This window comes from Agrobacterium sp. CNPSo 2736, assembly GCF_004005385.1.
In the GTDB taxonomy this organism is placed as follows: Bacteria; Pseudomonadota; Alphaproteobacteria; order Rhizobiales; family Rhizobiaceae; genus Agrobacterium; species Agrobacterium leguminum.
This window is the reverse complement of sequence record NZ_RZTX01000004.1, coordinates 197,562-222,651: the sequence shown is the minus strand read 5'-3', so window position 1 is coordinate 222,651 and position 25,090 is coordinate 197,562. Positions and strand designations below refer to the sequence as shown.

23 protein-coding genes and 1 riboswitch are annotated in these 25,090 nt (G+C 59.3%); of the genes, 11 read left to right on the top strand and 12 right to left on the bottom strand.

Annotated features, from left to right (window positions below; genetic code table 11):
* Window position 1: 1 nt before the first annotated feature.
* The 4 genes from ftsY to EM858_RS09395 all read right to left on the bottom strand — a co-directional run bounded on the left by ftsY (window position 2) and on the right by EM858_RS09395 (window position 4,833).
* Window positions 2–1,438: a signal recognition particle-docking protein FtsY gene (gene ftsY / locus EM858_RS09410; protein ID WP_127756528.1), complete on the bottom strand. Its 1,437-nt coding sequence runs from the start codon at window positions 1,436–1,438 to the stop codon at window positions 2–4.
* A gap of 32 nt (window positions 1,439–1,470) precedes the next feature.
* Complete coding sequence (mtaB, locus tag EM858_RS09405; protein ID WP_127756527.1) at window positions 1,471–2,745, bottom strand: tRNA (N(6)-L-threonylcarbamoyladenosine(37)-C(2))-methylthiotransferase MtaB; 1,275 nt, start codon at window positions 2,743–2,745, stop codon at window positions 1,471–1,473.
* Window positions 2,742–3,641 (bottom strand): diaminopimelate epimerase, encoded by a 900-nt coding sequence (gene dapF / locus EM858_RS09400; RefSeq protein ID WP_127756526.1) that lies wholly within the window; start codon window positions 3,639–3,641, stop codon window positions 2,742–2,744. The genes mtaB and dapF overlap by 4 nt, the downstream gene beginning before the upstream one ends.
* Window positions 3,642–3,762: 121 nt before the next feature.
* On the bottom strand, window positions 3,763–4,833 hold the full coding sequence (locus tag EM858_RS09395; protein ID WP_127756619.1) for an MBL fold metallo-hydrolase: 1,071 nt from the start codon (window positions 4,831–4,833) through the stop codon (window positions 3,763–3,765).
* A 326-nt stretch (window positions 4,834–5,159) separates the two neighbouring features.
* On the opposite strand from EM858_RS09395, the gene ffh reads away from it, so the two are divergent.
* From ffh to trmD, 5 genes are all read left to right on the top strand, one after another.
* The gene (ffh, locus tag EM858_RS09385) at window positions 5,160–6,728 is read left to right on the top strand and encodes a signal recognition particle protein (protein ID WP_127756525.1); all 1,569 of its coding nucleotides are present in this window, start codon (window positions 5,160–5,162) and stop codon (window positions 6,726–6,728) included.
* 11 nt (window positions 6,729–6,739) lie between these two features.
* A complete protein-coding gene (locus EM858_RS09380; RefSeq protein ID WP_003492497.1) occupies window positions 6,740–7,057 on the top strand; it encodes a chorismate mutase in 318 nt (105 codons plus the stop codon).
* A 33-nt stretch (window positions 7,058–7,090) separates the two neighbouring features.
* Window positions 7,091–7,453, top strand: coding sequence for a 30S ribosomal protein S16 (gene rpsP, locus EM858_RS09375; RefSeq protein WP_127756524.1), 363 nt, complete (start codon window positions 7,091–7,093; stop codon window positions 7,451–7,453).
* A 120-nt stretch (window positions 7,454–7,573) separates the two neighbouring features.
* Complete coding sequence (gene rimM, locus EM858_RS09370; RefSeq protein ID WP_080815609.1) at window positions 7,574–8,140, top strand: ribosome maturation factor RimM; 567 nt, start codon at window positions 7,574–7,576, stop codon at window positions 8,138–8,140.
* A gap of 3 nt (window positions 8,141–8,143) precedes the next feature.
* Window positions 8,144–8,842, top strand: coding sequence for a tRNA (guanosine(37)-N1)-methyltransferase TrmD (gene trmD, locus EM858_RS09365; protein WP_080815607.1), 699 nt, complete (start codon window positions 8,144–8,146; stop codon window positions 8,840–8,842).
* Here the strand turns inward: trmD and EM858_RS09360 are convergent.
* Window positions 8,824–9,570 carry a sulfite exporter TauE/SafE family protein gene (locus EM858_RS09360; protein WP_080815605.1) on the bottom strand — a complete coding sequence of 249 codons (747 nt, stop codon included), beginning with the start codon at window positions 9,568–9,570 and terminating at the stop codon, window positions 8,824–8,826. The two genes, trmD and EM858_RS09360, sit on opposite strands and share 19 nt — an antisense overlap.
* A gap of 265 nt (window positions 9,571–9,835) precedes the next feature.
* Here EM858_RS09360 and rplS point away from each other — a divergent pair, with 265 nt between their 5' ends.
* The 4 genes from rplS (at window position 9,836) to EM858_RS09340 (ending at window position 14,827) form a co-directional block, all read left to right on the top strand.
* Complete coding sequence (rplS, locus tag EM858_RS09355) at window positions 9,836–10,375, top strand: 50S ribosomal protein L19 (RefSeq protein WP_003520506.1); 540 nt, start codon at window positions 9,836–9,838, stop codon at window positions 10,373–10,375.
* A gap of 289 nt (window positions 10,376–10,664) precedes the next feature.
* On the top strand, window positions 10,665–12,398 hold the full coding sequence (locus EM858_RS09350; RefSeq protein WP_127756523.1) for a type I secretion system permease/ATPase: 1,734 nt from the start codon (window positions 10,665–10,667) through the stop codon (window positions 12,396–12,398).
* The gene (locus EM858_RS09345) at window positions 12,391–13,704 is read left to right on the top strand and encodes an HlyD family type I secretion periplasmic adaptor subunit (RefSeq protein WP_127756522.1); all 1,314 of its coding nucleotides are present in this window, start codon (window positions 12,391–12,393) and stop codon (window positions 13,702–13,704) included. The genes EM858_RS09350 and EM858_RS09345 overlap by 8 nt, the downstream gene beginning before the upstream one ends.
* Window positions 13,705–13,885: 181 nt before the next feature.
* Window positions 13,886–14,827 (top strand): rhizobiocin, encoded by a 942-nt coding sequence (locus EM858_RS09340; protein ID WP_127756521.1) that lies wholly within the window; start codon window positions 13,886–13,888, stop codon window positions 14,825–14,827.
* Window positions 14,828–14,949: 122 nt separating this feature from the next.
* On the opposite strand, the gene EM858_RS09335 is transcribed toward EM858_RS09340, so the two are convergent.
* Window positions 14,950–16,227 carry an MFS transporter gene (locus EM858_RS09335; protein WP_127756520.1) on the bottom strand — a complete coding sequence of 426 codons (1,278 nt, stop codon included), beginning with the start codon at window positions 16,225–16,227 and terminating at the stop codon, window positions 14,950–14,952.
* Window positions 16,228–16,651: 424 nt separating this feature from the next.
* On the opposite strand from EM858_RS09335, the gene leuC reads away from it, so the two are divergent.
* Window positions 16,652–18,061 carry a 3-isopropylmalate dehydratase large subunit gene (leuC, locus tag EM858_RS09325; RefSeq protein WP_003520336.1) on the top strand — a complete coding sequence of 470 codons (1,410 nt, stop codon included), beginning with the start codon at window positions 16,652–16,654 and terminating at the stop codon, window positions 18,059–18,061.
* A 63-nt stretch (window positions 18,062–18,124) separates the two neighbouring features.
* Here the strand turns inward: leuC and EM858_RS09320 are convergent, their stop codons facing one another.
* Window positions 18,125–18,631 carry a DinB family protein gene (locus EM858_RS09320; protein WP_127756519.1) on the bottom strand — a complete coding sequence of 169 codons (507 nt, stop codon included), beginning with the start codon at window positions 18,629–18,631 and terminating at the stop codon, window positions 18,125–18,127.
* Window positions 18,632–18,728: 97 nt separating this feature from the next.
* Here EM858_RS09320 and EM858_RS09315 point away from each other — a divergent pair, with 97 nt between their 5' ends.
* On the top strand, window positions 18,729–19,325 hold the full coding sequence (locus EM858_RS09315; RefSeq protein ID WP_127756618.1) for a TetR/AcrR family transcriptional regulator: 597 nt from the start codon (window positions 18,729–18,731) through the stop codon (window positions 19,323–19,325).
* A 12-nt stretch (window positions 19,326–19,337) separates the two neighbouring features.
* Here EM858_RS09315 and EM858_RS09310 read toward each other — a convergent pair whose 3' ends face one another.
* The 5 genes from EM858_RS09310 to EM858_RS09285 form a co-directional block, all read right to left on the bottom strand.
* Complete coding sequence (locus EM858_RS09310) at window positions 19,338–20,798, bottom strand: M48 family metalloprotease (RefSeq protein ID WP_162936761.1); 1,461 nt, start codon at window positions 20,796–20,798, stop codon at window positions 19,338–19,340.
* Between the two features lie 308 nt (window positions 20,799–21,106).
* The gene (locus EM858_RS09300; protein WP_127756518.1) at window positions 21,107–21,823 is read right to left on the bottom strand and encodes an ATP-binding cassette domain-containing protein; all 717 of its coding nucleotides are present in this window, start codon (window positions 21,821–21,823) and stop codon (window positions 21,107–21,109) included.
* On the bottom strand, window positions 21,820–23,445 hold the full coding sequence (gene thiP, locus EM858_RS09295) for a thiamine/thiamine pyrophosphate ABC transporter permease ThiP (RefSeq protein WP_127756517.1): 1,626 nt from the start codon (window positions 23,443–23,445) through the stop codon (window positions 21,820–21,822). Before thiP ends, EM858_RS09300 begins: the two co-directional genes overlap by 4 nt.
* 19 nt (window positions 23,446–23,464) lie before the next feature.
* Window positions 23,465–24,478, bottom strand: a complete 1,014-nt coding sequence (gene thiB, locus EM858_RS09290; protein ID WP_127756516.1) for a thiamine ABC transporter substrate binding subunit — start codon at window positions 24,476–24,478, stop codon at window positions 23,465–23,467.
* Between the two features lie 39 nt (window positions 24,479–24,517).
* A riboswitch (TPP riboswitch) is annotated at window positions 24,518–24,628 on the bottom strand.
* A gap of 45 nt (window positions 24,629–24,673) precedes the next feature.
* Window positions 24,674–25,066, bottom strand: a complete 393-nt coding sequence (locus EM858_RS09285) for a VOC family protein (RefSeq protein ID WP_003520331.1) — start codon at window positions 25,064–25,066, stop codon at window positions 24,674–24,676.
* Window positions 25,067–25,090: the final 24 nt, after the last annotated feature.

Genomic DNA, 25,090 nt, shown 5'->3' with positions numbered 1-25,090 from the left:
CTCAAACTCCCGCAATGGCCTTGGCGAAATCTTCCGCCTCGAAGGGCTCCAGATCGTCCACACCTTCACCCACACCGATGAAATAAACCGGCAGCTTGTGTTTGGCAGCGATGGCGACGAGGATACCGCCCCGCGCCGTGCCATCCAATTTTGTCATAATCAGGCCCGAAACGCCCGCGACATTGCGGAATATTTCCACCTGGTTCATGGCGTTCTGGCCGGTCGTCGCATCCAGCGTCTGCAGCACGGTGTGCGGCGCATCCGGATCGAGCTTGCCAAGCACGCGCACGATCTTTTCCAGCTCCGCCATCAGCTCCGTCTTGTTCTGCAGGCGGCCGGCCGTATCGATGATGAGCACATCGCTTTTCTGTGCCCGCGCCTGCTCATAGGCGTCATAGGCAAGCCCGGCCGCATCCGCGCCAAGCTTGGTGCCAATGAATTGCGAACCGGTACGATCCGCCCATATCTTGAGCTGCTCGATGGCCGCCGCGCGGAACGTATCGCCGGCCGCCAGCATCACCTTGAGGCCGGAGCCGGAAAGCTTGGCGGCAAGCTTGCCGATGGTCGTCGTCTTGCCCGTACCGTTCACACCGACAACGAGAATGACATGCGGCTTGTGCGAAAGATCGAGTTCCAACGGCTTGGCCACAGGCTTCAGGACCTTGGTGATCTCGCCCGCCATGATGCGCGCCACATCTTCGCCGCTCACATCCTTGCCGTAACGCTCGGAAGACAGGGCGCCGGTGATGCGCATGGCGGTCTCGACGCCGAGATCCGACTGGATAAGAAGATCCTCCAGCTCGTCGAGCGTATCCTCATCCAGCTTGCGCTTGGTGAAAAGCGCCGAAATCTGTGTGGTCAGCTGCGACGACGTGCGGGCAAGTCCTGCCCGCAGGCGCTGAAACCATGTCAGTTTTACCTGCGGTGCGACAGGGGCAGGCTCCTGCCGCTCACTGGCGGACGAAAAGCCCTTTGGTAGAGCTGGCGGTGTAGCGGAGGGCTCGGGGGCAGTCGCGGCTTCGGCCTCGTCAAGCAGCGCATCCATCGCATCCGCATCCAGCACGACATCCGCTGCTTCTGGGGCAGATTCGGCCTGCTCTTCGGCGGCTGCTTCCGCCTGTAGCAACGACAGCGGCACCACGCCCATATCGCCGGAAAACTCGGCACCGGGAAGAAGCGGTGCGTCCTCTTCCTCGTCATCGGCGGAAAGGACCGCGTCTGTCGCCTCGTCCGGGGCCGGCCCGCCGGCCGTCTCCATCTCCAGTTCGGAAACCGGGTCCTTGTCGACAGGGCCCTGCGCTTCGGCGTCGCTCAGCGCCGCTTCGAAGGAAGCGTTTTCATTGCCGCGCTCAGGCGCGGCGTCCTCTTGCGGCCGGTCATTCGTTTCGGCCCTGTCCTTGCCGAACGAAAAGACTTTTTTGATGAAGCCGAGGGCCATGGTCGTTCCCGTGTCTTTTCTCTTGTGCCGCCTCAGGCCGCATCCGCCGCCAGAAGCTTCATGTTCAGATGTTTGCCGTTGTGGCCGGTAATCGCAACCTGCGCAAGAGTGCGCGGGGCAAGATGCGGTGCCTCCACCAGCGTGAAATTGTCGGTATGCGCAAAACCGTTGTTTTCAACGAGGATCGTCTGTACCGAACCGACCATATTTTGCAGATGCGCAAGCTTCAGCGCCTCGCCACGCTCCCGAAGCCTCGCCGCGCGCTCCTTCACCAAGGCCCGGTCGAGCTGCGGCATGCGTGCCGCCGGCGTGCCAGCACGCGGGCTGTAGGGAAAGACATGCAGGCTGGAAATGCCGCATTCTTCCGCAAGCGTTGCGGCGTTTTCGAACATGTCTTCCGTCTCGGTCGGAAAACCGGCGATCATATCCGCCCCGAAGGCGATATCCGGCCGAAGCGACCGCACCTCGTGACAGAAACGAATGGCGTCGGCGCGGGAATGGCGGCGTTTCATGCGTTTCAGGATCATGTCGTCGCCATGTTGGAGGGACAGGTGCAGATGCGGCATGAAACGCGGCTCATCGGCAATCAGATCCATAAGATGGCGGTCGGCCTCGATACTGTCGATGGAGGAAAGCCGCAGCCGCAAGATGTCCGGCACCTGTTTCAGCAATGTCTTGGCAAGATAACCGAGGGAAGGTTCGCCCGGCAGGTCCGCGCCATAGCTCGTGGCGTCCACCCCCGTCAGCACGATCTCGCAATAGCCGCTTTCCGTCAGCCTGCGTGCCTGATCCACCACGGCACCCATCGGCACGGAGCGGGAATTGCCGCGCCCATAAGGAATGATGCAGAAGGTGCAGCGATGATCGCAGCCGTTCTGCACCTGAATGAAGGCGCGCACATGCCCGTCTATGTGCTTCACCATCTGCGGCGCGGTCGCCTTGATGCTCATGATATCGTTGACGCGCAGCTTTTCTTCCGCCGAGACGCCGAAATCCGGCAGCGCGCGATAGGAGGCGCTTTTCAGCTTCTCCTCATTGCCCAGCACCGCATCCACCTCGGGCATCTCGGCAAAGGTCTGTTTTTCCGTCTGCGCGGCGCAGCCGGTGACGATGATACGGGCATGCGGATTGTCGCGCCGCGCCCGACGGATGGCCTGGCGCGCCTGACGCACGGCCTCGCCCGTCACGGCGCAGGTATTGACCAGCACGGCATTGTTGAGCCCAGCCTTTTCGGCCTCCGCCCGCATCACTTCCGATTCATAGGTGTTGAGACGACAGCCGAAGGTTATGACCTCGACGCCGCTCATACAGCCCCCCGCTCGACCGCATCGCTCGCCCAGGCGCCGGTGACGGGATCGACGGAACCCGACCATTCCCATTCGGCCGGGCCGGTCATGATGACATGATTGTCCTCGCGCCAGTCGATGGTCAGCGGCACGCGAATGGGGCTGGAGGCGACATCGATGGTGATTGTCCTGCCGGTGCGGCCGGTGCGGGCAGCGGAAACGGCCGAGGCGCAGGCGGCGGAACCGCAGGCGAGTGTCAGGCCGGCCCCACGCTCCCATGTGCGGGTGCGCAGCGCGCTGTCGGAAATCACCTGCGCCAGCGTGATATTGGCCTTTTCCGGAAACATCGGGTGATTTTCGAGCAGAGGTCCGAAACGTTCAAGATCGAACTCCATCGGATCGCGGTCCACCCAGAAAATCGCATGCGGGTTGCCCATGGACATCACGGCGGGCGAATGCAGGATCGGCGCATCGATCGGCCCGATCTGCAATTCGATGCGGCTGGTATCATGGAATTCTTCCGAAAGCGGAATATCGCTCCAGCGGAAACGCGGCAGGCCCATATCGACGGAAATCATGCCGTCTTCATGTTCGACGGCATTCAGAATGCCCGCCACCGTCTGGAAGGTGAAACTGGTCTTGCCGGTTTCGGAAGACAGCGCCTGTACCACGCAGCGTGTGCCATTGCCGCAGGCCTGCGCCTTCGTGCCATCGCAATTGAGGATATCGATAAAGGCATCCGTGCCACCGACACGCGGATCGTGGATGGCCATGATCTGGTCGAACTGTGTGGCAGCATCGGCGTTCAGCGCAATCGCCGCTTCCGGCGTGACCATATCCTTACGGCCGCGCATGTCGATAACGAGGATTTTGTTGCCAAGCCCGTTCATCTTCGCAAATTCGACCGTGTCCGCCATTGCCCTGAACCTGAAAACTGTCTGAAAATCGCATTGCGTAGGGAATTTCCCCGCACTTTCGCCCTATATGGCGGAAAGGACGGCAAATTACCAGACTGTTGCGGCGCAAACGCGGCAGTGATCAGGCGGAAGGCACGTCGAAAACCTCACCGGGGCGCATCGGCCGAAAACGGCTCTCATCCACCCCCTGCTCTATCAATGCGACCTTCAGGGCCGCAAGCGGCGCATCCACGGCCTCATCCGTCAACTGTACCGTACCCCAATGGTGCCCGCAAACATGCGCCGCACCGCAAAGCTTCATGCCCTCCACGGCTTCCGCCGGATTCTGATGCTGGCCCTTCATGAACCAGCGCGGCTCGTAAGCGCCGAAGGGCAGGTTGGCGAGGCGGAAATCGCCGTGCTTCTTGCGCGCGGCGTGATAATTGAGACCCTCGTGGAAACCGGTATCGCCGATATGGTAGATTTTACCGCCCGGCGTTTCGATGACGAAGGCAGCCCACAGAGCCATGCGCCGGTCGTTAAGACCACGGGCCGACCAATGATGGCACGGTTCGAAATGAATCTTCACCGAACCCGTCTCCACCACATCGCCCCAGTCACCCACCCTGATACGCGCCGCCTCTACCCCGGTGCGGATGATGGCGTCATTGCCGAGCGGTGTGATGAAAAGCGGCTTGTGCGCCACATGCAGGCGCTTCAGCGTCTCCATATCCAGATGGTCGTAGTGATTGTGCGTCACCAGCACCAGGTCGATGGGCGGCAGGTCCTCGAAACGGATGCCGGGCGCATTGACCCGCTTGGGACCGGCGAAGCTGAACGGGCTGGTGCGCTGCGACCACACCGGATCGATGAGAATATTCAGCCCCGCCGTCTGGATAAGGAAGGAGGCATGGCCGACGAAGGTGACGCGCATGTCCCTGCCTTCGATCCGGGCTTCCGGTTTTGCGAAGGGAAAGGGGCTCGGATAGCTTTCCGGCCATGTGGCGCGCTCGCCATTGAAGCGCCATTTCATAAGGCCCATGAAATTGCCGGGCGGCGAACCGCCGGGATTGAAGAAGCGTACCCCGTCGAAATGATCGGAGATCGGGCCGCTATAATAGGCGCTCGCGTTCGAACGACGGGCATAAAGACCCCCACCCGCCAGAGCGAGCAGGCCAAGAGCGGAAAAACGAAAGAAGTTTCGACGTTTCATGACGAAGGTATAGGGAGCGAAAGGAGCCTGTTCAAGCGCCGCCAATGGCCGCCTGCGGCCAATCACGCAAAGATGAAATGCGGGCCTTTTCGGCTATAAACCCGCGCCGCCTTGACTTTTCCCGCACTTTCCTGTTTATCCCGCCCATCAGCTGGCAGTTTCACGACTCCAAGCCGCCGACCGGGACCCGCAAAGGTATAAAGAGATCCCGGAGGTCAACACCCGACAGCGCGATGCGCCCTCGGGTGCTTTTTGGCTTTGCGTCTTGTTTTTGCCAGCGAAAGCACCGACGTTTCGGAGACCCCGGAACGAAGAAGGAAGAAACGATGTTTGAAAACCTCCAGGACCGCCTTGGTTCCATTCTGAATGGACTGACCGGCCGTGGCGCGCTGACGGAAGCCGATGTTGCCGCCGCCCTGCGCGAGGTTCGCCGCGCGCTCCTGGAAGCGGACGTGGCGCTGGAAGTCGTGCGCTCCTTCACCGACAGGGTGCGTGAAAAGGCCGTTGGTGCCGCCGTCCTGAAGTCGATCAAGCCCGGCCAGATGGTCGTCAAGATCGTGCATGACGAGCTTGTCGAGATGCTCGGCACCGAAGGCGTCTCCATCGATCTCAACGCCCCCGCCCCCGTCGTCATCATGATGGTGGGTCTGCAGGGCTCGGGCAAGACCACGACCACCGGCAAGATCGCCAAGCGCCTGACGGACCGCGAGAAGAAGAAGGTGCTGATGGCATCTCTCGACACGCGTCGTCCGGCCGCGCAGGAACAGCTTCGCCAGCTCGGTGTCCAGACGAGCATCGACACGCTGCCGATCATCGCCGGCCAATCGCCAACCGATATCGCCGCACGCGCGGTGCAGGCGGCAAAGCTTGGCGGCCATGACGTCGTCATTCTCGATACCGCCGGCCGTACCCATATCGACGAACCCTTGATGCTGGAAATGGCCGACATCAAGAAGAAGTCCAACCCGCACGAAATCCTGCTGGTCGCAGATTCGCTGACCGGTCAGGACGCCGTCAATCTGGCGCGTAATTTCGATGAGCGCGTCGGCATCACCGGCCTCGTGCTGACCCGTATGGATGGCGATGGACGCGGCGGTGCGGCTCTCTCCATGCGTGCCGTCACCGGCAAGCCGATCAAGCTGATCGGTATCGGCGAGCGGATGAACGAACTCGACGAGTTTCATCCGCGCCGTATCGCCGACCGTATTCTCGGCATGGGCGACATCGTCTCGCTGGTCGAAAAGGCCGCCGAAAACATCGACGCGGAAAAAGCCCGCGCCATGGCCGAGAAGATGGCCAAGGGCAAGTTCGACCTCAACGATCTCTCCGACCAGCTTGCCCAGATGAAGAAGATGGGCGGCATGGGCGGTATCATGGGGCTGATGCCCGGCATGGCCGGCATGAAGGACAAGATGGCTACGGCTGGTCTGAACGACAAGATGTTCGACCGCCAGATCGCCATCATCTCTTCGATGACCAAGGCCGAACGCGCCAATCCCGATATTCTGAAGCATAGCCGCAAGAAGCGCATCGCCGCCGGTTCCGGCACGGATGCTGCTGAAATCAACAAGCTTCTGAAGATGCATCGCGGCATGGCCGACATGATGAAGGCCATGGGCGGCAAGGGCAAAGGCGGCATCATGAAGCAGATGATGGGCGGCCTTGCCGGCAAGATGGGCCTCGGTGGCCTTGGCGGCGGTATGCCGGACCTGTCGAACATCGATCCGAAGCAGCTCGAGGCGCTCCAGAAGCAGGCGGAAGCAGCCGGTCTCGGCAAGCCGGGCGCAATGCCCGGTCTTGGCGGTCTGCCGGGCGGATTGCCGGGTCTGGGTGGCGCCAAGCTGCCTGGTCTTGGCGGCATGCCGGGCCTGCCCGGCTTTCCGAAAAAGAAGTGAGGGGGACACCAGTGAACAATGCAGAGGTGAAAGCCCAGCTTTCCGAATACCGCCAGTCTATCGACAATATCGATGCCGCACTGGTTCACATTCTTGCCGAACGTTTCCGCTGTACCAAGGCGGTGGGCGTGCTGAAGGCAAAGTACAATTTGCCGCCGGCCGACCCGGCGCGCGAGGAATACCAGATCGAACGCCTCCGCCGTCTGGCGAAGGATGCCAATCTGGACCCGGATTTCGCCGAGAAGTTCTTGAACTTCATCATCAAGGAAGTCATCCGGCATCATGAAGCAATCGCCGCCGAACATGGCGGCACCGAAAAGACCGCCTGAACGGCGGACAAGCCATCCTAAGGAGTAAATGACATGGCACTGAAAATTCGTCTCGCACGCGGTGGTTCCAAGAAGCGCCCGTACTACCAGATCGTCGTTGCTGACGCCCGTTCGCCCCGCGACGGCCGTTTCCTCGAGAAGGTCGGTTCCTGGAACCCGATGCTCGGCAAGGACAACCCGCAGCGCGTTGAGCTGAAGGCTGACCTCATCAAGGAATGGATCGCCAAGGGCGCACAGCCGACCGACCGCGTTCTGCGCTTCCTCGCCGAAGCCGGCCTTGCCGAGCGCGCCGCTCGCAGCAACCCGGAAAAGGCAAAGCCGGGCAAGCGCGCCCTGGAGCGCGTTGCTGAAAAGAAGCAGAAGGCTGAAGATGCAGCCGCTGCTGCTGCAGAATAATCTGCACGGAAACTTTTGAAGAACGGGCGGTGTGGTTTTCCATGCCGCCCGTTTTTTGTTTATTTTGGCGTCAACAAACCTTAAAGCTGACGCAACCAACACCAGAAGACGGACGGCCCGATGGCAAAGCTGGAAAACCCGGTACTCATGGCAAAGATCGGCGGCGCGCAGGGCCTGCGCGGCGAAGTCCGTGTCAGCACCTATACGGCCGATCCGATGGCGCTTGGCGACTATGGCAATCTCGTCACTGCCGATGGCCGCGTTTTCGAAATTCTGGAAGTGCGCGAGGGCAAGAACGTCGTCGTCGTTCGTTTCAGGGGCATCAACGACCGCAATGCGGCGGAAAGCCTGAATGGGCTGGAGCTGTTCATCGAGCGCGACAATCTGCCCGACGACGAGCTTGACGATGACGAGTTTTATTATGCCGATCTCGAAGGGCTGGAAGCCGTCGATGCGGAAGGCAAAAGTTATGGCGCCGTCAGCGCCGTCTATGATTTCGGCGCAGGTGATCTGCTGGAGCTGAAGGGCGCGGGCCGTCGCCCTGCCCTCATTCCCTTTTCGGAAGCGGCCGTGCTGGAAATCGATCTCGAAGCCGGTCGTATTCTCATCGATCCGATGGCCGCCGGCTTGATCGACAATCCCGACGACAAGGACGAAACCGGCGTATCGCCTTTCGGCAAGAAATAAACAATGACCTTCAAGGCTACCGTTCTGACGCTCTACCCGGAAATGTTTCCGGGGCATCTCGGATATTCGCTGGCGGGCAAGGCGCTGGAGCGGGGGCAATGGTCGCTGGACGCCGTACAGATCCGCGAATTTGCTACTGACAGACACAGAAGCGTCGATGACACACCGGCAGGCGGCGGCGCCGGCATGGTGCTAAAGCCCGACGTTCTGGCGGCGGCCATCGACCATGTTTCGGATGGCGACACACGGCCCCGCCTCCTTATGAGCCCACGTGGCAAACCGCTGTCGCAAAACCGTGTGCGTGAACTGGCGGCCGGAGAAGGCGCGATCATCGTCTGCGGCCGTTTCGAAGGCGTCGACCAGCGGGTGATAGAGGCGCGCGGGCTGGAGGAAGTGTCGATCGGCGATTACATCCTCTCCGGCGGTGAGCCAGCGGCGCTGACGCTTCTTGATGCCGTCGTCCGCATCCTGCCGGGCGTCATGGGCAACGATCTTTCCGGTGTGCATGAGAGCTTCGAGGGCGGACTGCTGGAACATCCGCACTATACCCGCCCGCAGGTCTGGGAAGGCCGTGACATCCCAGCCGTTCTCACCTCCGGCAATCACGCCGTCATCGACAGGTGGCGTCATGAACAGGCGCTGAGGCTGACGCAGGAAAGACGCCCTGACCTTCTGGTAAAGGCTCAGGCCGAAACGAAGTAATAGGCGGTCAGCACCAGCCCAACCGCAATCACCAGCCAGCGGATGATCCACTGCGGCACCCGCCGTGCCGTGTGCACGCCCACATAGCCGCCAAGTGCGGCCGCGGGGAACATGATGAGCGCCGCCCACCAGGAAACGACGCCACCGCTGACGAAGATCGTGATTGCGATGACGGCGATCACGACTGACAAGAGGTTCTTCAGCGCGTTCAGATGATGATAGCTGCCGCCCGAGGTTATTCCGAGGATGGCCAGCATCATGATGCCCATGCCGGCACCGAAAAACCCGCCATAAACGGAAGCGAGACCCTGAAAGACGAGGCTCGGCAGATTTCCGGGCGAACGTTCGACGCTCGCCTTCGGCCGCAGCCACGGGCCGGCAGCGAAAACGGCGGTGGCAGCAAGAAGCAGCCATGGCACGAGCTGACGGAAGGAAGGATTGTCGAGCGACAAAAGCAGCAGCGATCCGGCCAGCCCGCCGACGACTGAAACGCCCGACAGAAGGATCGCCTCGCGCCAATGGGCGCGGATTTCCGGCCCATAGGCGATCACGGAGGTGATGTAGCCCGGAAACTGCACGATGGCTGACGTGGCGTTGGCGACGATGGGTGGCAGGCCGGCCAGCGTCATCGCCCCGAAGGTCAGGAAGGTGCCGCCGCCGGCAATTGCATTGACGACACCCGACAGAAAGCCGGTGGCGAACAGCATGAGAATAATGAATATGGACATGGCCCCTCCCAAGGTTCCCATGCCATATCCGCCAGCGCGCCGCTTCGCAACTGCCGGAACGCGGCGCGTAATTGATAAAATATTGTCATGAAAGGGATGACAAACGGCGCATCCTCGTGTATGTGCCCGCGTGGAAATGGGAAATATCCCAACCGAAAGCAAAGAATGGCGAACCCGCTCCTGCCGAAAGGCATGGTCTGAAGGCATTGACCGACAGACGAAACGTTGAGCGCTCTGGCTGTTTCAGAAGAAATCAGAGGTTAACATGACCAACATCATTCAGCAGCTGGAAGCCGAACAGGCCGCCAAGATCGAAGCAAAGCGCACCCTGCCCGAGTTTTCCCCGGGCGACACCCTGCGCGTCAACGTGCGCGTTACCGAAGGTAACCGTACCCGCGTTCAGGCTTACGAAGGCGTTTGCATCGCCCGTTCCGGCGGCGGTCTTTCCGAAAGCTTCACCGTTCGCAAGATTTCCTACGGCGAAGGCGTCGAGCGCGTATTCCCGATCTACTCCCCGCTGGTCGAAGGCGTTGAAGTCGTTCGCCGCGGTAAGGTTCGCCGCGCGAAGCTCTACTACCTGCGCGACCGTCGCGGCAAGGCTGCCCGTATCGTTGAGAACACCGGTACACGCGCCCGCAAGCTGAACGAGTCCGAGCGTCAGGCGCTTGCCGACGAAAAGGCACGTCTGGAAGCCGAAAAGGTAGCAGCAGCACAGGCTCTCGCCGCCGAGAAGGCAGCAGCCGAAGCCGCAGAAGCCAAGGCAGCGGAAGAAGCAGCAAAGGCTGCTGAAACCGCAGCGGAATGAGATTTCCATTTCGATGGATTGATCAAAAGGCGGTCTTCGGGCCGCCTTTTTTGTTGCGTCGCCATAACGTAGCAAGCACGCATGCGGCTTGAAAGCCGCGATTGGCGAGCATTGGCTGGCCAGAAAATACCTAAGCTCTCGCAGTCATTTCCTTTGCGGAAAGATGCGGCAGATTTCGAGCGGCAACAAATGCCTGGCTGATTTCTAGATCGAATGTTTTAGCCCATCCTCGAACAGCATTGCCTAATTGCATTTATTGTGCGATTTTCTTGCCGTTTCAGGTGTTATTATGTTTTTATTTAATTCTTTTTTAACAAAAAATAAGTCCGCTTTTTTCGCCGTTGGTCTCGCCAGCGCGTTGATGAACATTCTTAATCTTTCCGGCTCGCTTTTCATGCTGGAAGTTTACGACCGCATTTTGCCAAGCAAGAGCATTCCATCCCTTGTGGCACTGGTCGTTCTCCTGATCGTTCTCTACGCGTTCCTTATGGGGTTCGACGCGCTGCGAGGCCGCATATTGGCGCGCATTTCGGACAATATGGACGACGCGCTCAATCAGAAGCTTTTCAGGGCGTCGATCAGCGCCCCGCTCCTTGCCTCGGGAAAGACCGATGGGCTGCAGATCGTCGGCGATCTCGATCAGATCCGTCAGTTCCTCTCAGGACCAGGCCCGGCCGCCTTTTTCGACATTCCCTGGCTGCCGATCTATCTGCTGATCTGTTTTGCGCTGCATCCGTGGATCGGGTTCGCTGTGCTCGGCGGAGCTATAGTTCTCATCGTGCTGACGCTCCTCACGAACTGGCTGACAGAACGGGCGACAAAGCAGGCTTATACCGCGCGAGGCCAAAGAAACGTCCTCGTCGGCAGCAGCCAGCGCAACATCGAATCCATCAAGACCATGGGCATGATGGGGGCGGTGACGTCCATGTGGGACGAGCTACATTCCAGATACCGCACCGTCACCCTGTCGACATCCGATACGGCCGGCATGCTCGGCGCCATGTCGCGAACATTCCGGCTGTTGCTGCAATCCGGCGTCATGGCTATCGGCGCCGTGCTTGTCATCGACGGCAATGCATCGGCGGGCAGCATCATCGCAGGCTCGATCCTCTCGGCAAAGGCGCTCGGCCCTGTCGAACATGCGATTGCAAACTGGCGCAGCTTCATGACCGCAAGGCAGGGCTGGAAACGCGTCAACGAGTTTCTGGAACTGGTGCCCGAACCCTCGCCGCCGCTCTCCCTGCCCCGCCCGCAATTTACCGTCGCGGTTGACCGGGTAACCGGTGGGCCACCAAACGGCGCACGCGATACGGTCGCCGATATTTCCTTCACGCTGAACGCAGGCGACGGTCTCGGCATCATCGGCCCAAGCGCCTCGGGCAAATCCACGCTGGCACGCTTGATGACCGGCATCTGGCCTTATGAACGCGGTTCCGTCCGTTTCGACGGGGCCGCGCTCAACCAGTGGGATTTCGAGTTTCTCGGCAAATCCATCGGCTACATGCCCCAGCAGGTGGAGCTGATGCCGGGGACCGTGGCGCAGAATATCGCACGCTTCGACCGCGATGCGACAGCGGAAGCGGTTGTCGCCGCAGCCAAGGCCGCGCAGGTGCATGAGCTGATCCTCAACCTGCCCAACGGTTACGACACCTATATTGGCGATCGGGGCGAGGCCTTGTCGGGCGGGCAGAAACAGCGCATCGGCCTTGCCCGCGCATTGTTTGGCGAACCCTTCTTCGTCCTCCTCGATGAGCCGAACTCCAATCTGGACAGCGAAGGCGAAGCGGCCCTGCGCAATGCCATTGGCGATATCAGGGCGCGCGGCGGCATTGTCGTCGTCATTGCCCATCGCCCCAGCGCCATCGAAAGCGTCAATCTGGTGATGGTGATGAGCAACGGCCGGATGCTGCGCTTTGGCACCAAGGAGGAGGTGCTCGCGCAAATCCTGCGGCAGAATATCCGCCAGGTGCCTGAGGAGGAGGAAACGCGCAAGATTGAAAACCGGGTGAGCGAAAATGGTTGAGGCGGAAAAACCCGGTATGACGAATGCGTCCATTCTCAAGCACTCGACCGCAGTGGTCGTTCTCGCCCTTGGCCTTCTGGTCGGATTGGGCGGCTGGGCGGCTTTTGCAAAGCTTGCCGGCGCGGTGGTAGCCACGGGCCGGGTTGTCGTTGAAGGCAACTCCAAGAAAATCCAGCACCTTTCCGGTGGCATCGTCAGCGAGATCAATGTCGCCGAAGGCGACAGGGTCGAGGCCGGTCAGGTCCTGTTGCGGCTAAGCGCCACCGTCGTGCAGGCGAACCTCTCCATCGTCGAAAATACGCTTGCGCAGCTTTATTCGCGTCGCGCGCGTCTGCGTGCGGAAATTGCCGAGGCGCCGTCTTTCACCGTGGAGGAAGATCTGGCGGCACTGACAAGTTCGAAGGCGGCCAAGACCTTTATCGACAGCGAACAGAACCTTTTCAACAGCCGTCGCAACGCCTTGATCGGCATGAAAAAGCAGCTGGGAACACGCAAGGATCAGCTTGCCGACGAGGCACGTGGCCTCGAGGTGCAGGTGGAGGCAACGGACAATGAGCTTGCGATTGTAAAGGAAGACGTTTCCAAGACGGACGAGCTTTTCAAAAAAGGGCTTGTCACGCTTCAGCGCCTCAATCTCCTCAAGCGCCAGCTTTCCAATCTTGAAGGTCAGCAGGGTCAATATATTGCCGCCCGGGCACAGACGGTGGGCAAGCTCAGCGAATTGGACCTGCAATTGCTCCAGCTCGATGAAGACCGCAAATCGGAAGTCACGAAAGATCTGACATCGATCGAAGCGACCGTCGCAGAATATGAAGAGCGGCTGGCGGCAACGCGCGACCAGCTGGATCGCCTCGACATCCGCTCGCCGATTGCCGGTCGCATCTACCAGCTCTCGGTGCACAATATAAACGGCGTCATTCAACCGGGTGAAGTGCTGATGCTGGTGGTGCCGGAGCAGGATGAGCTTGCCATCGAGGCCAATATAACCCCACGAGACATCGATCAGATTTACGTCGGGCAGCCGGTTACCATTCGTTTCACGGCATTCAATCAAAGCACAACGCCGGATTTGAGCGCGCAAGTTGCTGTCGTCGCCCCCGATCTGCAGACAGATTCCCGAACTGGCACATCTTATTACGCGCTGCGCATCAAACCCGACAAGGCCGGAATGGGTCATCTGCCCGGCGGGAAATTATATCCCGGCATGCCGGCCGAAGTATTCATACAAACCAGCGAAAGGAGTGTTCTTTCTTATTTTGTGAAACCATTCCAGGACAGGCTCAAAAAGACCTTCGTACAGGAATAAACAGTTTCCATTGCATAATTTTTCGAAAGGAATTTCCGAAACACGTTAAAGACGCACTTTATTCAAAAAAACAATTTCTTATATTGTATTATCATTTTTTACGTATTAAATATCACCCGCAATATTTATTATAAATTTAATTTCAATTCATCGATTTCTCAAAAATTTATGGGAGTGTAAAATGGCGTTAAAAGTAACTTTTGGTAATGGTGGCGCTGCTTCGGTCTCTTCGCTCACCAACCTGGTCGATCAGGAAGCTTATAAGCTCCTCACCGAATCCACAGCACAGGTCAAAAACGGTTCTTCGCTCGACTCCGGCGTGGTCAATGTCGGCGCGGTATCGGTTCCCGGCACCGGCGCGGGCGGCACGGTCGATGTTGGCTATGACCCCAGCTCGAACGGCTTCAAATTTGACGTATCGTCGGCATGGAATTCGGTAAAGAACGCTCTCGCCCAGTCCGATACGTCTGAAAACCTTATCTTCAAGGATTTCGTTCAGGTCGATGTTCATCTCGGCGGCACCGGTTCGTCCACCGTGGAAGTTCTCAATGCCAAGCGTGGCAACATCTCGACCGGCGCGGGCAACGACACGGTCTCGGTCTCGGTCGTATCGAACGACAAGGCCTGGGTAAACGCCTTCAACATCGACACTGGCGCCGGCAACGACACCATCGTGGTCAAGGCGGGCACGGCGTTCGACGGCGGCGTTGCTGCCGGTACCAACGTCGTGAACGGTGGCGCTGGCGTCACCGACGGCAGCTTCACCTCCGTCAAGATCGACGCCGGCGCGGGTAACGACTCTATCGACCTGAGCGGTGTGAACCTCGCTTCATCGCTCGTCACCGGCGGCAAGGGCATCGACCACATAAAGGCAAGTGGTGGCGCCGATACCTTTGTCTTCAATCTCGGCGACATGGCCAAGAGCATCGCCACCGACAGCATTGAAGGCTTCAACGCCGCCGTGGACAAGCTCAAGCTGGTCGGCACGGTAATCGATAACTGGGCGGTTTCGACGATCGATAGCGACACCGTCCTCACCTACAACGTCACTGGCGAGCACAAGGGCGAAAAGATCGTTGTCGCCGGTGTTCACCTGACCGGTAGCGACTGGTTCACCGCGTAATTCTCTCGAAGAGAATTTCATTATTTGTCGCTTAAAATGATCGTGGCCCGGAAACATCCGGGCCACGATTTTTTACATATGCGACCGCCGGCGCTTATGGCAGCCGTCGCTATTTTCCAAAATCAGGCAGCCTTAACCTGATTGCCCATTCTGCGGGTTGCGATGATGACCAGCACCCCGGCAAGCGCCAGGCAGAAAGCAAGGAAGAACATCGGCGCAATGGTGCTGCCGGTCTGATCCTTGATCCAGGGCACCACGTTCTGCGCCACGAAGCCACCCAGATTACCGACGGAATTGATCGCGGCGATGCCGGCGGCCGCCCCTGCTCCCTTGAGGAAGCGGCCGGGCAGGCTCCAGAACACCGGCTGGCCGGCAAAGATGCCGGCGGCGGCGATGCAAAGGAAGGCGAACTGCAAGACCGGATCGCTCAGCAATGCCGACATCAACAGGCAAAAGGCGCCGATGAAGGCAGGACCGACAATATAGGGCGTCTTGTTCTTTGCCTTGTCGGCGGCCAGGGGCACAACGAACAGGGCGATGGCCACGATCACCCAGGGGATGATGTTGATGAAGCCATTGGCGGTGTTGGAAACGCCGAAGCTCTTCACGATGGTCGGAAGCCAGTAGCTGAGACCATAGGCCGCCAGCGGAAAGCCGACATAGCAAAGCGCCATGAATAGAACGCGCGGATTGACCAGCGCCTTGAAGCCGTCCTCCGCATGCTCTTCCATGCCCTTGTTTTCTTCGGCCAGCCGGTTCTTCAGCCAGTTTTTCTCATCCTGCGACAGAAACTTCGCCTTTTCCGGGGTGTCGTCGAGATAAAAGAAGGTGACGATGCCGGCGATGACGGCCGGGATACCCGTGGCAAGGAATACCCATTCCCATCCGGCATAACCGAGGAAACCATCCAGATCGAGCAGCATGCCGCCGAGCGGCGCGCCGATGGCATTGGCAAGCGCGCTGAAAATCATGAACAGGCCGATCATACGGCCGCGATAATCGCGCGGGAACCAGAGCGTCATCAGGAAGAGCACGCCGGGGAAGAAACCCGCTTCGCAAAGCCCGAGCAGGAAGCGCAGGATGTAAAACATCGTGGCGTTCTGCGTGTAGGCAAGCGCGATGGTGACGGCGCCCCAGGAAACCAGAATGCGGGCAAACCATTTGCTGGCGCCGAAACGGTTGAGGAACAGGTTGCTCGGCACTTCGAAGATGAAGTAACCAATGAAGAACAGCGAAGCGCCAAGACCGTAGGCATATTCGCTGAGGCTCAGCGCATCGACCATCTGCAGCTTGGCATAGCTGACATTCTGGCGGTCGATATAGGCGATGAGATAGAGAAGGCCAAGAAACGGCATCAGCCGCCAGGTGATCTTCGAGATAAGGGCTTTTTCGGATACCATATGCTTTTCCCTCCCTTCGATTTCTCGTCGAAACGCAAATGATAAGGGAACCCATCTATATGTGCATCGCAAAATACGCAAGTTGCATTGCATCATGACCATCGGAGAACCCCAGCGGGACAGGCCGTCGCGGGCCGTCAGTCGTGATGCAGCGCATATAGAAAATGCCGAGCCGTCGCGCTCCGTGCTGTACGCATTCATATTGCCGTAAAACCGGCGATCTGCTATGAAGGCTGCCATGGGATCTAAATTCGGATGTCTCGCGCAGAATGTTTATGTGCTGCAGGACCACAAGCGTCTGCCGGCACGGTTCTTTGCGCGCGTTTCCGGGGCGCTCACCAGCCGACTTAGGCTCGCCTGACAGCACCGCTGTCCACGCCTTTCTGAACCCTGATTACCCTTTTCCATGACAAGGCATAGAGCCATGAGCGCACCCCGCACCTTATATGACAAGATCTGGGACGACCACGTCGTCAATCGTGACCCGGACGGAACCTGTCTTCTCTACATCGACCGTCACCTCGTCCATGAGGTGACGAGCCCGCAGGCCTTCGAAGGCCTGCGCATGGCCGGCCGGCCAGTGCATTCGCCTGCCCGCACGCTGGCCGTCGTCGACCATAACGTTCCGACCACGGCCGACCGGCTGGAAGGCATCAAGAACGAGGAGAGCCGCATCCAGGTGGAAGCGCTCGCGCAGAACGCCAAGGATTTCGGCGTCGAATATTATTCCGAGCGCGACAAGCGCCAGGGCATCGTTCACATCGTTGGCCCTGAACAGGGTTTCACCCTGCCGGGCATGACGATCGTGTGCGGTGACAGCCACACCTCGACCCACGGCGCGTTTGGCGCACTGGCGCATGGCATCGGTACCTCGGAAGTGGAGCACGTTCTGGCGACCCAGACGTTGATCCAGAAGAAAGCCAAGAACATGCTGGTGCGTGTCGACGGCAAAATTCCCGATGGCGTTACCGCCAAGGACATCATCCTCGCCATTATCGGCGAGATCGGCACGGCTGGCGGCACCGGCCATGTGATCGAATTTGCCGGCGAGGCGATCCGTTCGCTCTCCATGGAAGGCCGCATGACGGTCTGCAACATGACCATTGAGGGCGGCGCCCGTGCGGGTCTTATCGCACCTGACGAAACCACCTTCGATTACATCAAGGACAAGCCGCGCTCGCCGAAGGGCGAAACGCTGGAACAGGCCATCGCCTATTGGAAAACGCTGAAATCCGACGAAGGCGCCCATTACGACAAGGTCGTGGTGCTGGATGCGGCCAACCTGCCGCCCATCGTCTCCTGGGGTTCGTCTCCGGAAGACGTGACCTCCGTTGAAGGCATTGTTCCCAATCCCGATGATATCGAGGAAGAAAACAAGCGCGCCTCCAAGTGGCGTGCGCTTGATTATATGGGTCTGAAGCCCGGCACGCGCATCACCGATATCGCCATCGACCGTGTCTTCATCGGCTCCTGCACCAATGGCCGCATCGAGGATTTGCGCGCGGCGGCGAAAATCGTTGACGGCCGCAAGGTGGCTCCCACCGTTTCGGCCATGATCGTGCCCGGCTCCGGTCTCGTGAAGGAACAGGCGGAAAAGGAAGGTCTGGACAAGATTTTCCTCGAGGCCGGTTTCGAATGGCGCGAGCCAGGCTGCTCCATGTGCCTTGCCATGAATGACGACCGCCTGAAACCCGGCGAACGCTGCGCTTCCACTTCGAACCGCAATTTCGAGGGCCGCCAGGGCTATAAGAGCCGCACCCACCTCGTCTCCCCTGCCATGGCGGCGGCGGCGGCGATTGCCGGTCATTTCGTCGACGTACGTGAGTGGCAATAAGTTCCCTGAGGCCATCGTTTCAGGAAAGCCACCCGTCCCCCGCAGGGGGCGGGTGGCTTTTTATTATAGCCCCTGCAAATGCCGCTGCGGCTGCGTGCCGTGCAGAAACACGGCGAAAGTATCCCAGGGCGGCGTGATGGAGAGCTGGCTCAAGATACGCGCGACCTCGCCTCTGTGAATGCCCGCATGCAGGACCATATGGGAGATCATCTCAGCGCGGGACATGTAACCCTTGTCCCCGTCCGTGAAGGTGAAGGCGACAAATTCGCCAAGCGATGCCTGCGATGTCTTCTCGATATAGTCGAGATACCAGCCATCGAGAGCGGCGACATCCTTCGCAAGATCATCCAGCTGCGGCGTTGCCTCGGTATTATCCGAGAGAAAGCCATGTGCCGTTCCGGTGAGGTGACACGAAAAAATCCTCGCGACGACGTAATAGTGATTGATCAGCCGGATTGCCGTGTGCCGTTCGGATGCATTCTGGACGGGATCGAGGTGTTTCAGCTTCTCGAACAAGTCCCTGTTCGCCCATTGGTGATAGCCGAGCAGGCTCCTGAGCAGATCCCTCATCACAATATCCTTTACATCTAAAAAATGTGAGCACTATGTTTATATTTTCGCCATGGAGGGTGTCTTGTCTACTCGCATTGCAAAGCGGAAGACCGAGATGCGCAAGGAGCCTCGTCAGGAGCGTTCCCGCGCCACGGTCGATGCCGTCATTTACGCGGCGGCTCGCATTTTGAGCGATCACGGCTGGGCGGGTTTTACCACGAACAGGGTCGCCGAAACGGCCGGCGTCAGCATCGGCTCGCTCTATCAATATTTCCCGGACAAGATTTCAATCGTGGAAGCGGTGCGCCATCGTCACCTCGAAGACTGTCTCTCTGTCATGAAGAGCGTCTCGCAAAAGCGGCAATCGCTTGCGAAATTCGTGGAAGAACTCGTAACCGGCATGATCGGGGTCCACAGCATCCATCCCGGTCTTCACAAGGTCCTTCTGGACGATGCGCCCAGCCACGAAGGGACGAACGATCCCAACAGCGTTTTCGAACAGGAATATCTCGGCCTCTATGCTGCAGCGATCGCGGCACATATGACAGCCGGCACAAAGGGCGAAAGTAGAACCGCAGCGCTGATCGTATCCGATGCCATTGACGGCATCATTCACAATGCCGCCCGCCGTGGAGAGCTGCAGTCGCCCAAAGTCAGACGGGAAATGATTGCACTCGTTCACGCCTACCTGTCTCAGGCAACCGGTGAATGAGAGGCCGTCAGCTCATTCCGAAATGATCTTCACCCGTTGACCCGGCTGAATGGTGGCCGTGGCGCTCATTGCGTTGATCATGCGGAACATGTCGAGCTTCCGGTCGGTTCCCATCATCCGCGCCGCCATCGTCGCCACGGTTTCACCGGGCTTCACCGTCACCACCCGCACCCTGAGCGGCTTCAGCGAGGCGATTTCCTGCGGCGTCATCTTGCGGAAGCTGGTGCGCAATGTATTGGCGATGGAATCGAGCTGCGTATTGCCCTTCGGCACGGCGGTCAGGAAACGGAATATCTGCTGGCCGACACGAATGACGGTCACGTCGAAGTCCCATTTATCCGCACTTGCCCGGGCCGTCGCAGCCTCCAGACCATTGATCTGGGTTTCCTTGACGGTTTCCGGCAACAGGCCGGCAACCCAGCCGCTGGTCAGGTAATTGGCAAGGCTCGTCTGTTTCGGATCGGCGACGCCGTCGAAACGGATGGCCATATCGCCCGGTCCCGTCGCCAGAACGGCCTCGACCTTGTTGTCGATGACGAAACCTTCCGGCACATCGAAACGGATGCCCAGCGTTCCGTGCAGGAATGTCTGGCCGCGGACATAACCTTCCTGCGGGCTGTCGCCATAAAGCAGACCGTCTATGCCATCCAGAAACCAGTCGCGACCACGATCCCCGACCTGACCGTCCTGACCGAAGGCGCGGGCATGACGGCGCGCAAGCTCGATGCGCTGCGGCGTGTTGGGGTGGCTGGAAAGGAAGTCGAGGCTCTGGTCGTTTTCGGGATCAGCCGAAGAGAACCGCGCATAGGCCGCCATGGAATCCAGAAAACGCGGCGAGGCAAAGGGGTCGTAACCGGCCTCACCCAGCATCCGCACGCCGATCACATCCGCCTGCAATTCCTGCTGGCGCGAAAAGGCCGCGAGCCGCAGCTTGCCGCGCGCAAGCGCCTGCTTGCCGGCAAGATCGCTCGACAGCACTTCGGCAACCACGCGGCTGGCAATCACCTCCGCCTCTTCGCGGCGCTGGCGTTCGATGCCATGGTTGGCGGTGACGTGGCCCATCTCATGCGAAAGCACGGCGGCCACTTCAGAAGCATCGTTGGCAAGCGCCAGAAGCCCGCGCGTCACGTAAAGATATCCGCCCGGCAGCGCAAAGGCGTTGATGGCCGGCGAGTTGAGGATGGTGATGCGGTAAGACTGTTGCGGGTTTTCTGAAACGGCCGTCAGCGCACCGGCAATGCGCGCAACAAGCCGCTCCGTCTTGGCGTCACGATATTCACCGCCATAACTCGCCACGATGCGCGGATGCTCGCGCGCGCCCATCTGGGCGCGGGGATCATTCTTCTGCACCTCTTCCACGGTCTGCGGATTATCCGACGGGCGCAGCGTGGACTGGTAGGCCGGGCTGAAGAGAGACTGGCACGACGACAGGAACACCGCAGACGCGGTCAGCACACAACAGGCTGCAGCCATCCTGCCCGAACGGCGAAGGCCTGAACGGGAGAAGAGCCTCCACTGTGCAGTCATGCTATTTCTCATTCTCTATGCCTGCCCCTAACGTTCCTGATCATCCGTTAATTGCAGACCAGAATAACAGATTCGCCCCAACGGGCGATGAATGCCGAAAACGGTAAAAACGATCCATCAAGTCCGGATTATTCCTGAAGAACGCAATAATTCCCATCTTTTCTCGGGCAACAACTTGAAACTGGCAAGTGCAAATTAGCGCCATTGAAGTCATCTAAAGCGATTGCCAGCGGCACACGTCGAAAATAAGGCGATCACCCGTTCAGAAAACTGTCCACCGCCTTCACATTTTGTGTGGCGAAGAAATCTGCGTTCGAGCCGACATAGACAACCCGGCCGCGATCAAGAAAAACCACCTGCTGCGCCAGCTTCTTTATGTCTTCGGGATGGTGGGTGACAATAATCACCGTGTTTTTCGTTTCTCCATGCAAGTCGAGAAGCAGGGAGGTCATACCCGCCCGCAGTCCCGGATCGAGTGCCGCAAAAGGCTCGTCGAGCAGCATGACCGGTTTTTTCCTGACCAGCGCACGCGCCAGCGCCGCCCTCTGCCTTTCTCCGCCGGAAAGCGTGCCCGGCAAACGTTTGTCGAAACCCGCCAGACCGACACGTGCAAGCGCCATCTCAATCCGTTCCCGGTCTTCCAGCCGCAATTTCAGCCCGGGGCTGACACCGAGAGCGACATTGGTGAAGATATCGAGATGCGCAAACAGATTGTTATCCTGAAAGATCGATGAGACCGGTCGTTCCGAAGGATCGAGCGCCGTCATGTCCTGCCCGCCGATCATCACGCGGCCGGAATCCGGGGCCTCGAAACCGGCGACGAGGTTGAGAAGCGTCGACTTGCCCGAACCGGACGCGCCGACGACGGCGATTATCCGGCTCTGCGGGAATGTGCAATCGAGGTCGAAATCCTGTGTTCCAAGCCGCAGCCTGACCTTGTCCAGTTCAACGGCAAAATCATCGCCTGTCATATGCTCGCCCTTGCTGATTGGGATTGCCGTGCAACACCGCCTGCGGCAAGCAGCAGGCAGACGACACCGAGAAGGAAGGCATAACCGGCGGCGTCATCGGTACGATAGCTGCCCATATTGCTGTAAACCAGCCATGGCAGGGTGACGAAACTTTCCGATCCGAACAGGGCAACCGCGCCTAAATCGCCAAGAGACAGGGCCATGGCGAAGGAAAACGCCATGGCCAGCGGCCGCCACAGAACCGGAAGATCGGCGAACCGCAGCCGCGTCAGGCCCTGAAGCCCGAGACTGGCGGAAAGCCGGCCGGTGCGCAAAAAATGACTGGTGCAGGCCGGCTCCAGCACGCGCATGGCAAGCGGCAAGGCCATCAGCATATTGATCAGCGCCACGAGGACGGGCGCATAGAAGCTGACATCGCCGAAAACCCGCAATAACAGGAACCACCCGCTTCCCAATACGACAGGCGGCACCAAAAGCACCAGCGAAGACCCTGCCCCCAGCATGGCGGAGAGGAAGCGCAGGGGTTGCCCCGCCTGCCGTCGGGAGCCTATCGCCTGGCGTGCGCCGATGATCGCCATGCAGCAAAGCACGACAAGGGCTGCGGACAGTGCGGCGATTGCAAGACTGGTCGCCGCCGCACGCAGGAAAATAGGCGCGGACAGAAGACGCGGCAGATCGGCCCTCAAACCCGAGACAGCGATGGCGAAGAGTGGCAGGCCGATCAGCAGAACAGCGAAAACGATTGCCGCGCCATCCCAGAGGCGGGCACCGATGCCCTTTCCGTCGAAACGGCGAAGGGAACGGCCAAGCGAGGGAATTTCCGCTTCGGGCGACGGCAAAAAGGCAAGAAGGCCGAGCAGGATTGCGGTGAGGGCAATCTGCAAAACCGAAAGCAAAATCGCCCGCTGCGGATCGAAATCGAACCGCAGCGCCTGATAGATCGCCACCTCCAGCGTCGTTGCCGCCGGCCCGCCGCCCAACAGAAGAACGAGCGTGAAGCTGGTGGCGCACAGCATGAAGACAAGCCCGGCGATGCCGGGGACGAGACGAGCGACCGCCGGCCATTCGATAAAACGAAAAATCGAAACCGGCCCCATGCCAAGGCTCGCCGCCATGCGCCAATATTCACCCGGAATGCGCTCCAGCCCGGCCAGCATCAGCCGCACCGAAAGCGGAAGATTGAAAAACACATGGGCAATAAGAATGCCGGACAGGCCGTAAATGCTGAAAGGCTCATTCGCCCCGGCAAAAACGAGGGCCGAATTCAAAACGCCCTGCCTGCCCCAGATGGTGATGATACCGAAGGCGCCGACGATCACCGGCAGACCCATCGGCACCGCCATCAGCCTGATGATCCAGATCCTTCCCGGAAACTCGCGCCGACGACAAAGCGCCAGCGCCACCGGCAGGCCGAGAACAATGGAAAGAAGGGTGGAAAGCGTTGCTTGATAAAGCGTGAAACGCAGGATGCGCAGCGTATAGGCATCCATGATGCCGGCAGCGGACGCACCGGCATCAAAAGACAGGAGAGCCGCAACCGCGAGCGCCATGAACAGGAAAACGGCGGCAAAAGCCGCCGTTCCGAAAATGATCGACCGCCGGTAATCGCGACGCAGCATCATGCGCGGGTGTGCCTCTTCCTCAATTCATGCTCATGGCGGCAAGCCATTCATCGATCCATGCCTTGCGGTTCTTCGCCACCTCTTCCGGATTCATCAGGAAAGTCTTCTGCGGCACGACGAGTTTTGAAAACGCCTCCGGCAAGGGCTTCGAGGTCGCCGCAACCGGCATCATCCAGTTATTTTCCGGAATGGCATCCTGAAAACCGGATGTCAGCGTGAAAGCGAGGAACTGCTTTGCCAGCTCCTTGTGCGGCGCGTTTTTGAGGAGACCGGAAACCTCGATCTGGATGTAATGCCCTTCGGAAAAGGCAGCCGCCTGATAGCGATCCGTTTTTTCAGCGACCATGTGATAGGCGGGCGAGGTGGTGTAGGAGAGCACCATTGGCACCTCACCCTTGGTGAAGAGGCCATAGGATTCCGACCAGCCCGGCGTAACGGTGAGAATGCGCTTCCTGAGCTTTTCCCAGGCCTCCGGGGCCTTATCGCCGTAAACCGATTTCACCCATAGCAGCAGGCCAAGCCCCGGCGTGGAGGTGCGCGGATCCTGAATGACGATTTTCTGCGAGGGGTCGCCTTCCACGAGGTCTTTCAGGCTCGTGGGCGGGTTTTTCACCGTCTGCGTATCATAGATGACAGCGAAATGACCATAATCATAGGGAACGAAAACATCGTCCGCGTAGCCGCCCGGCACCTTGGCCACCGATGCATCGATGCCGCTGACATCGAACAGACCGGTCTGTTTTGCTTCCGCGACAAGATTGGTGTCGAGGCCAAGCACGACATCCGCCTTGGACCCCGCCCCTTCAAGCTTCAGACGATTGAGCAGCGCCACGCCATCGGCCACGCCGACGAAATTGACCGTGCAATTGCAAACCTTCTCGAAGGCCTCCTTCACCTTGGGACCGGGACCCCATTCGGAAACGAAGCTCTCATAGGTGTAGACGGTCAGTTCCTGTTTATCCTGTGCGACGGCAAGACCGGGCAGAAACAGCGAGGCGGCAATGAGGGAATTCAGGAAAAGACGACGGCGCACGGGTATCTCCTCAAAAAAACGATAGGGAAATAGCCGCCTGCGTTAGAGCCGTCTAATCCCTCCGCCGGTATGAACCGGATCAGGTTCTTCGGGTTGGCAAGCCTCTCAGCCTTTTGCACTAAAGCGCAAAAGACACCCCGTTAGATCAAGATGATGGTGTAGTCCCGCTGTCCCCGATTGGCAAGATGGCCAAGGTCAGCCCTGTTCCGTCATATGCACCAGTTCCCAGACGTGCCCGTCGGGATCCTGAAAGCTGCCGGCATACATGAAGCCATGGTCCTGAACCGGCTTCCAACCGCTGCCGCCGGAGGCAAGCGCCGTGGCGATCATCCGGTCGATTTCCTCCCTGCTTCCGGCGGAAAGACAGGTCAGAACTTCGGTGGTTCGCGTCGCATCGGCAATGTCGCCGTTGATGAAATCGCGGAAACGCCCCTCCTGGAGAAGCATCACGAAGATATTCTCTTCCACGATCATGCAGAGCGTGCGGTCATCCGAATATTCCGGGTTGAAACTGAAACCGAGAGCGGTGAAGAAGTTTCTTGATGTCTCGATATTCTTGACCGGCAGATTGACGAAAATCATGCGCATTTTCACAACTCCTCCAAACGAACG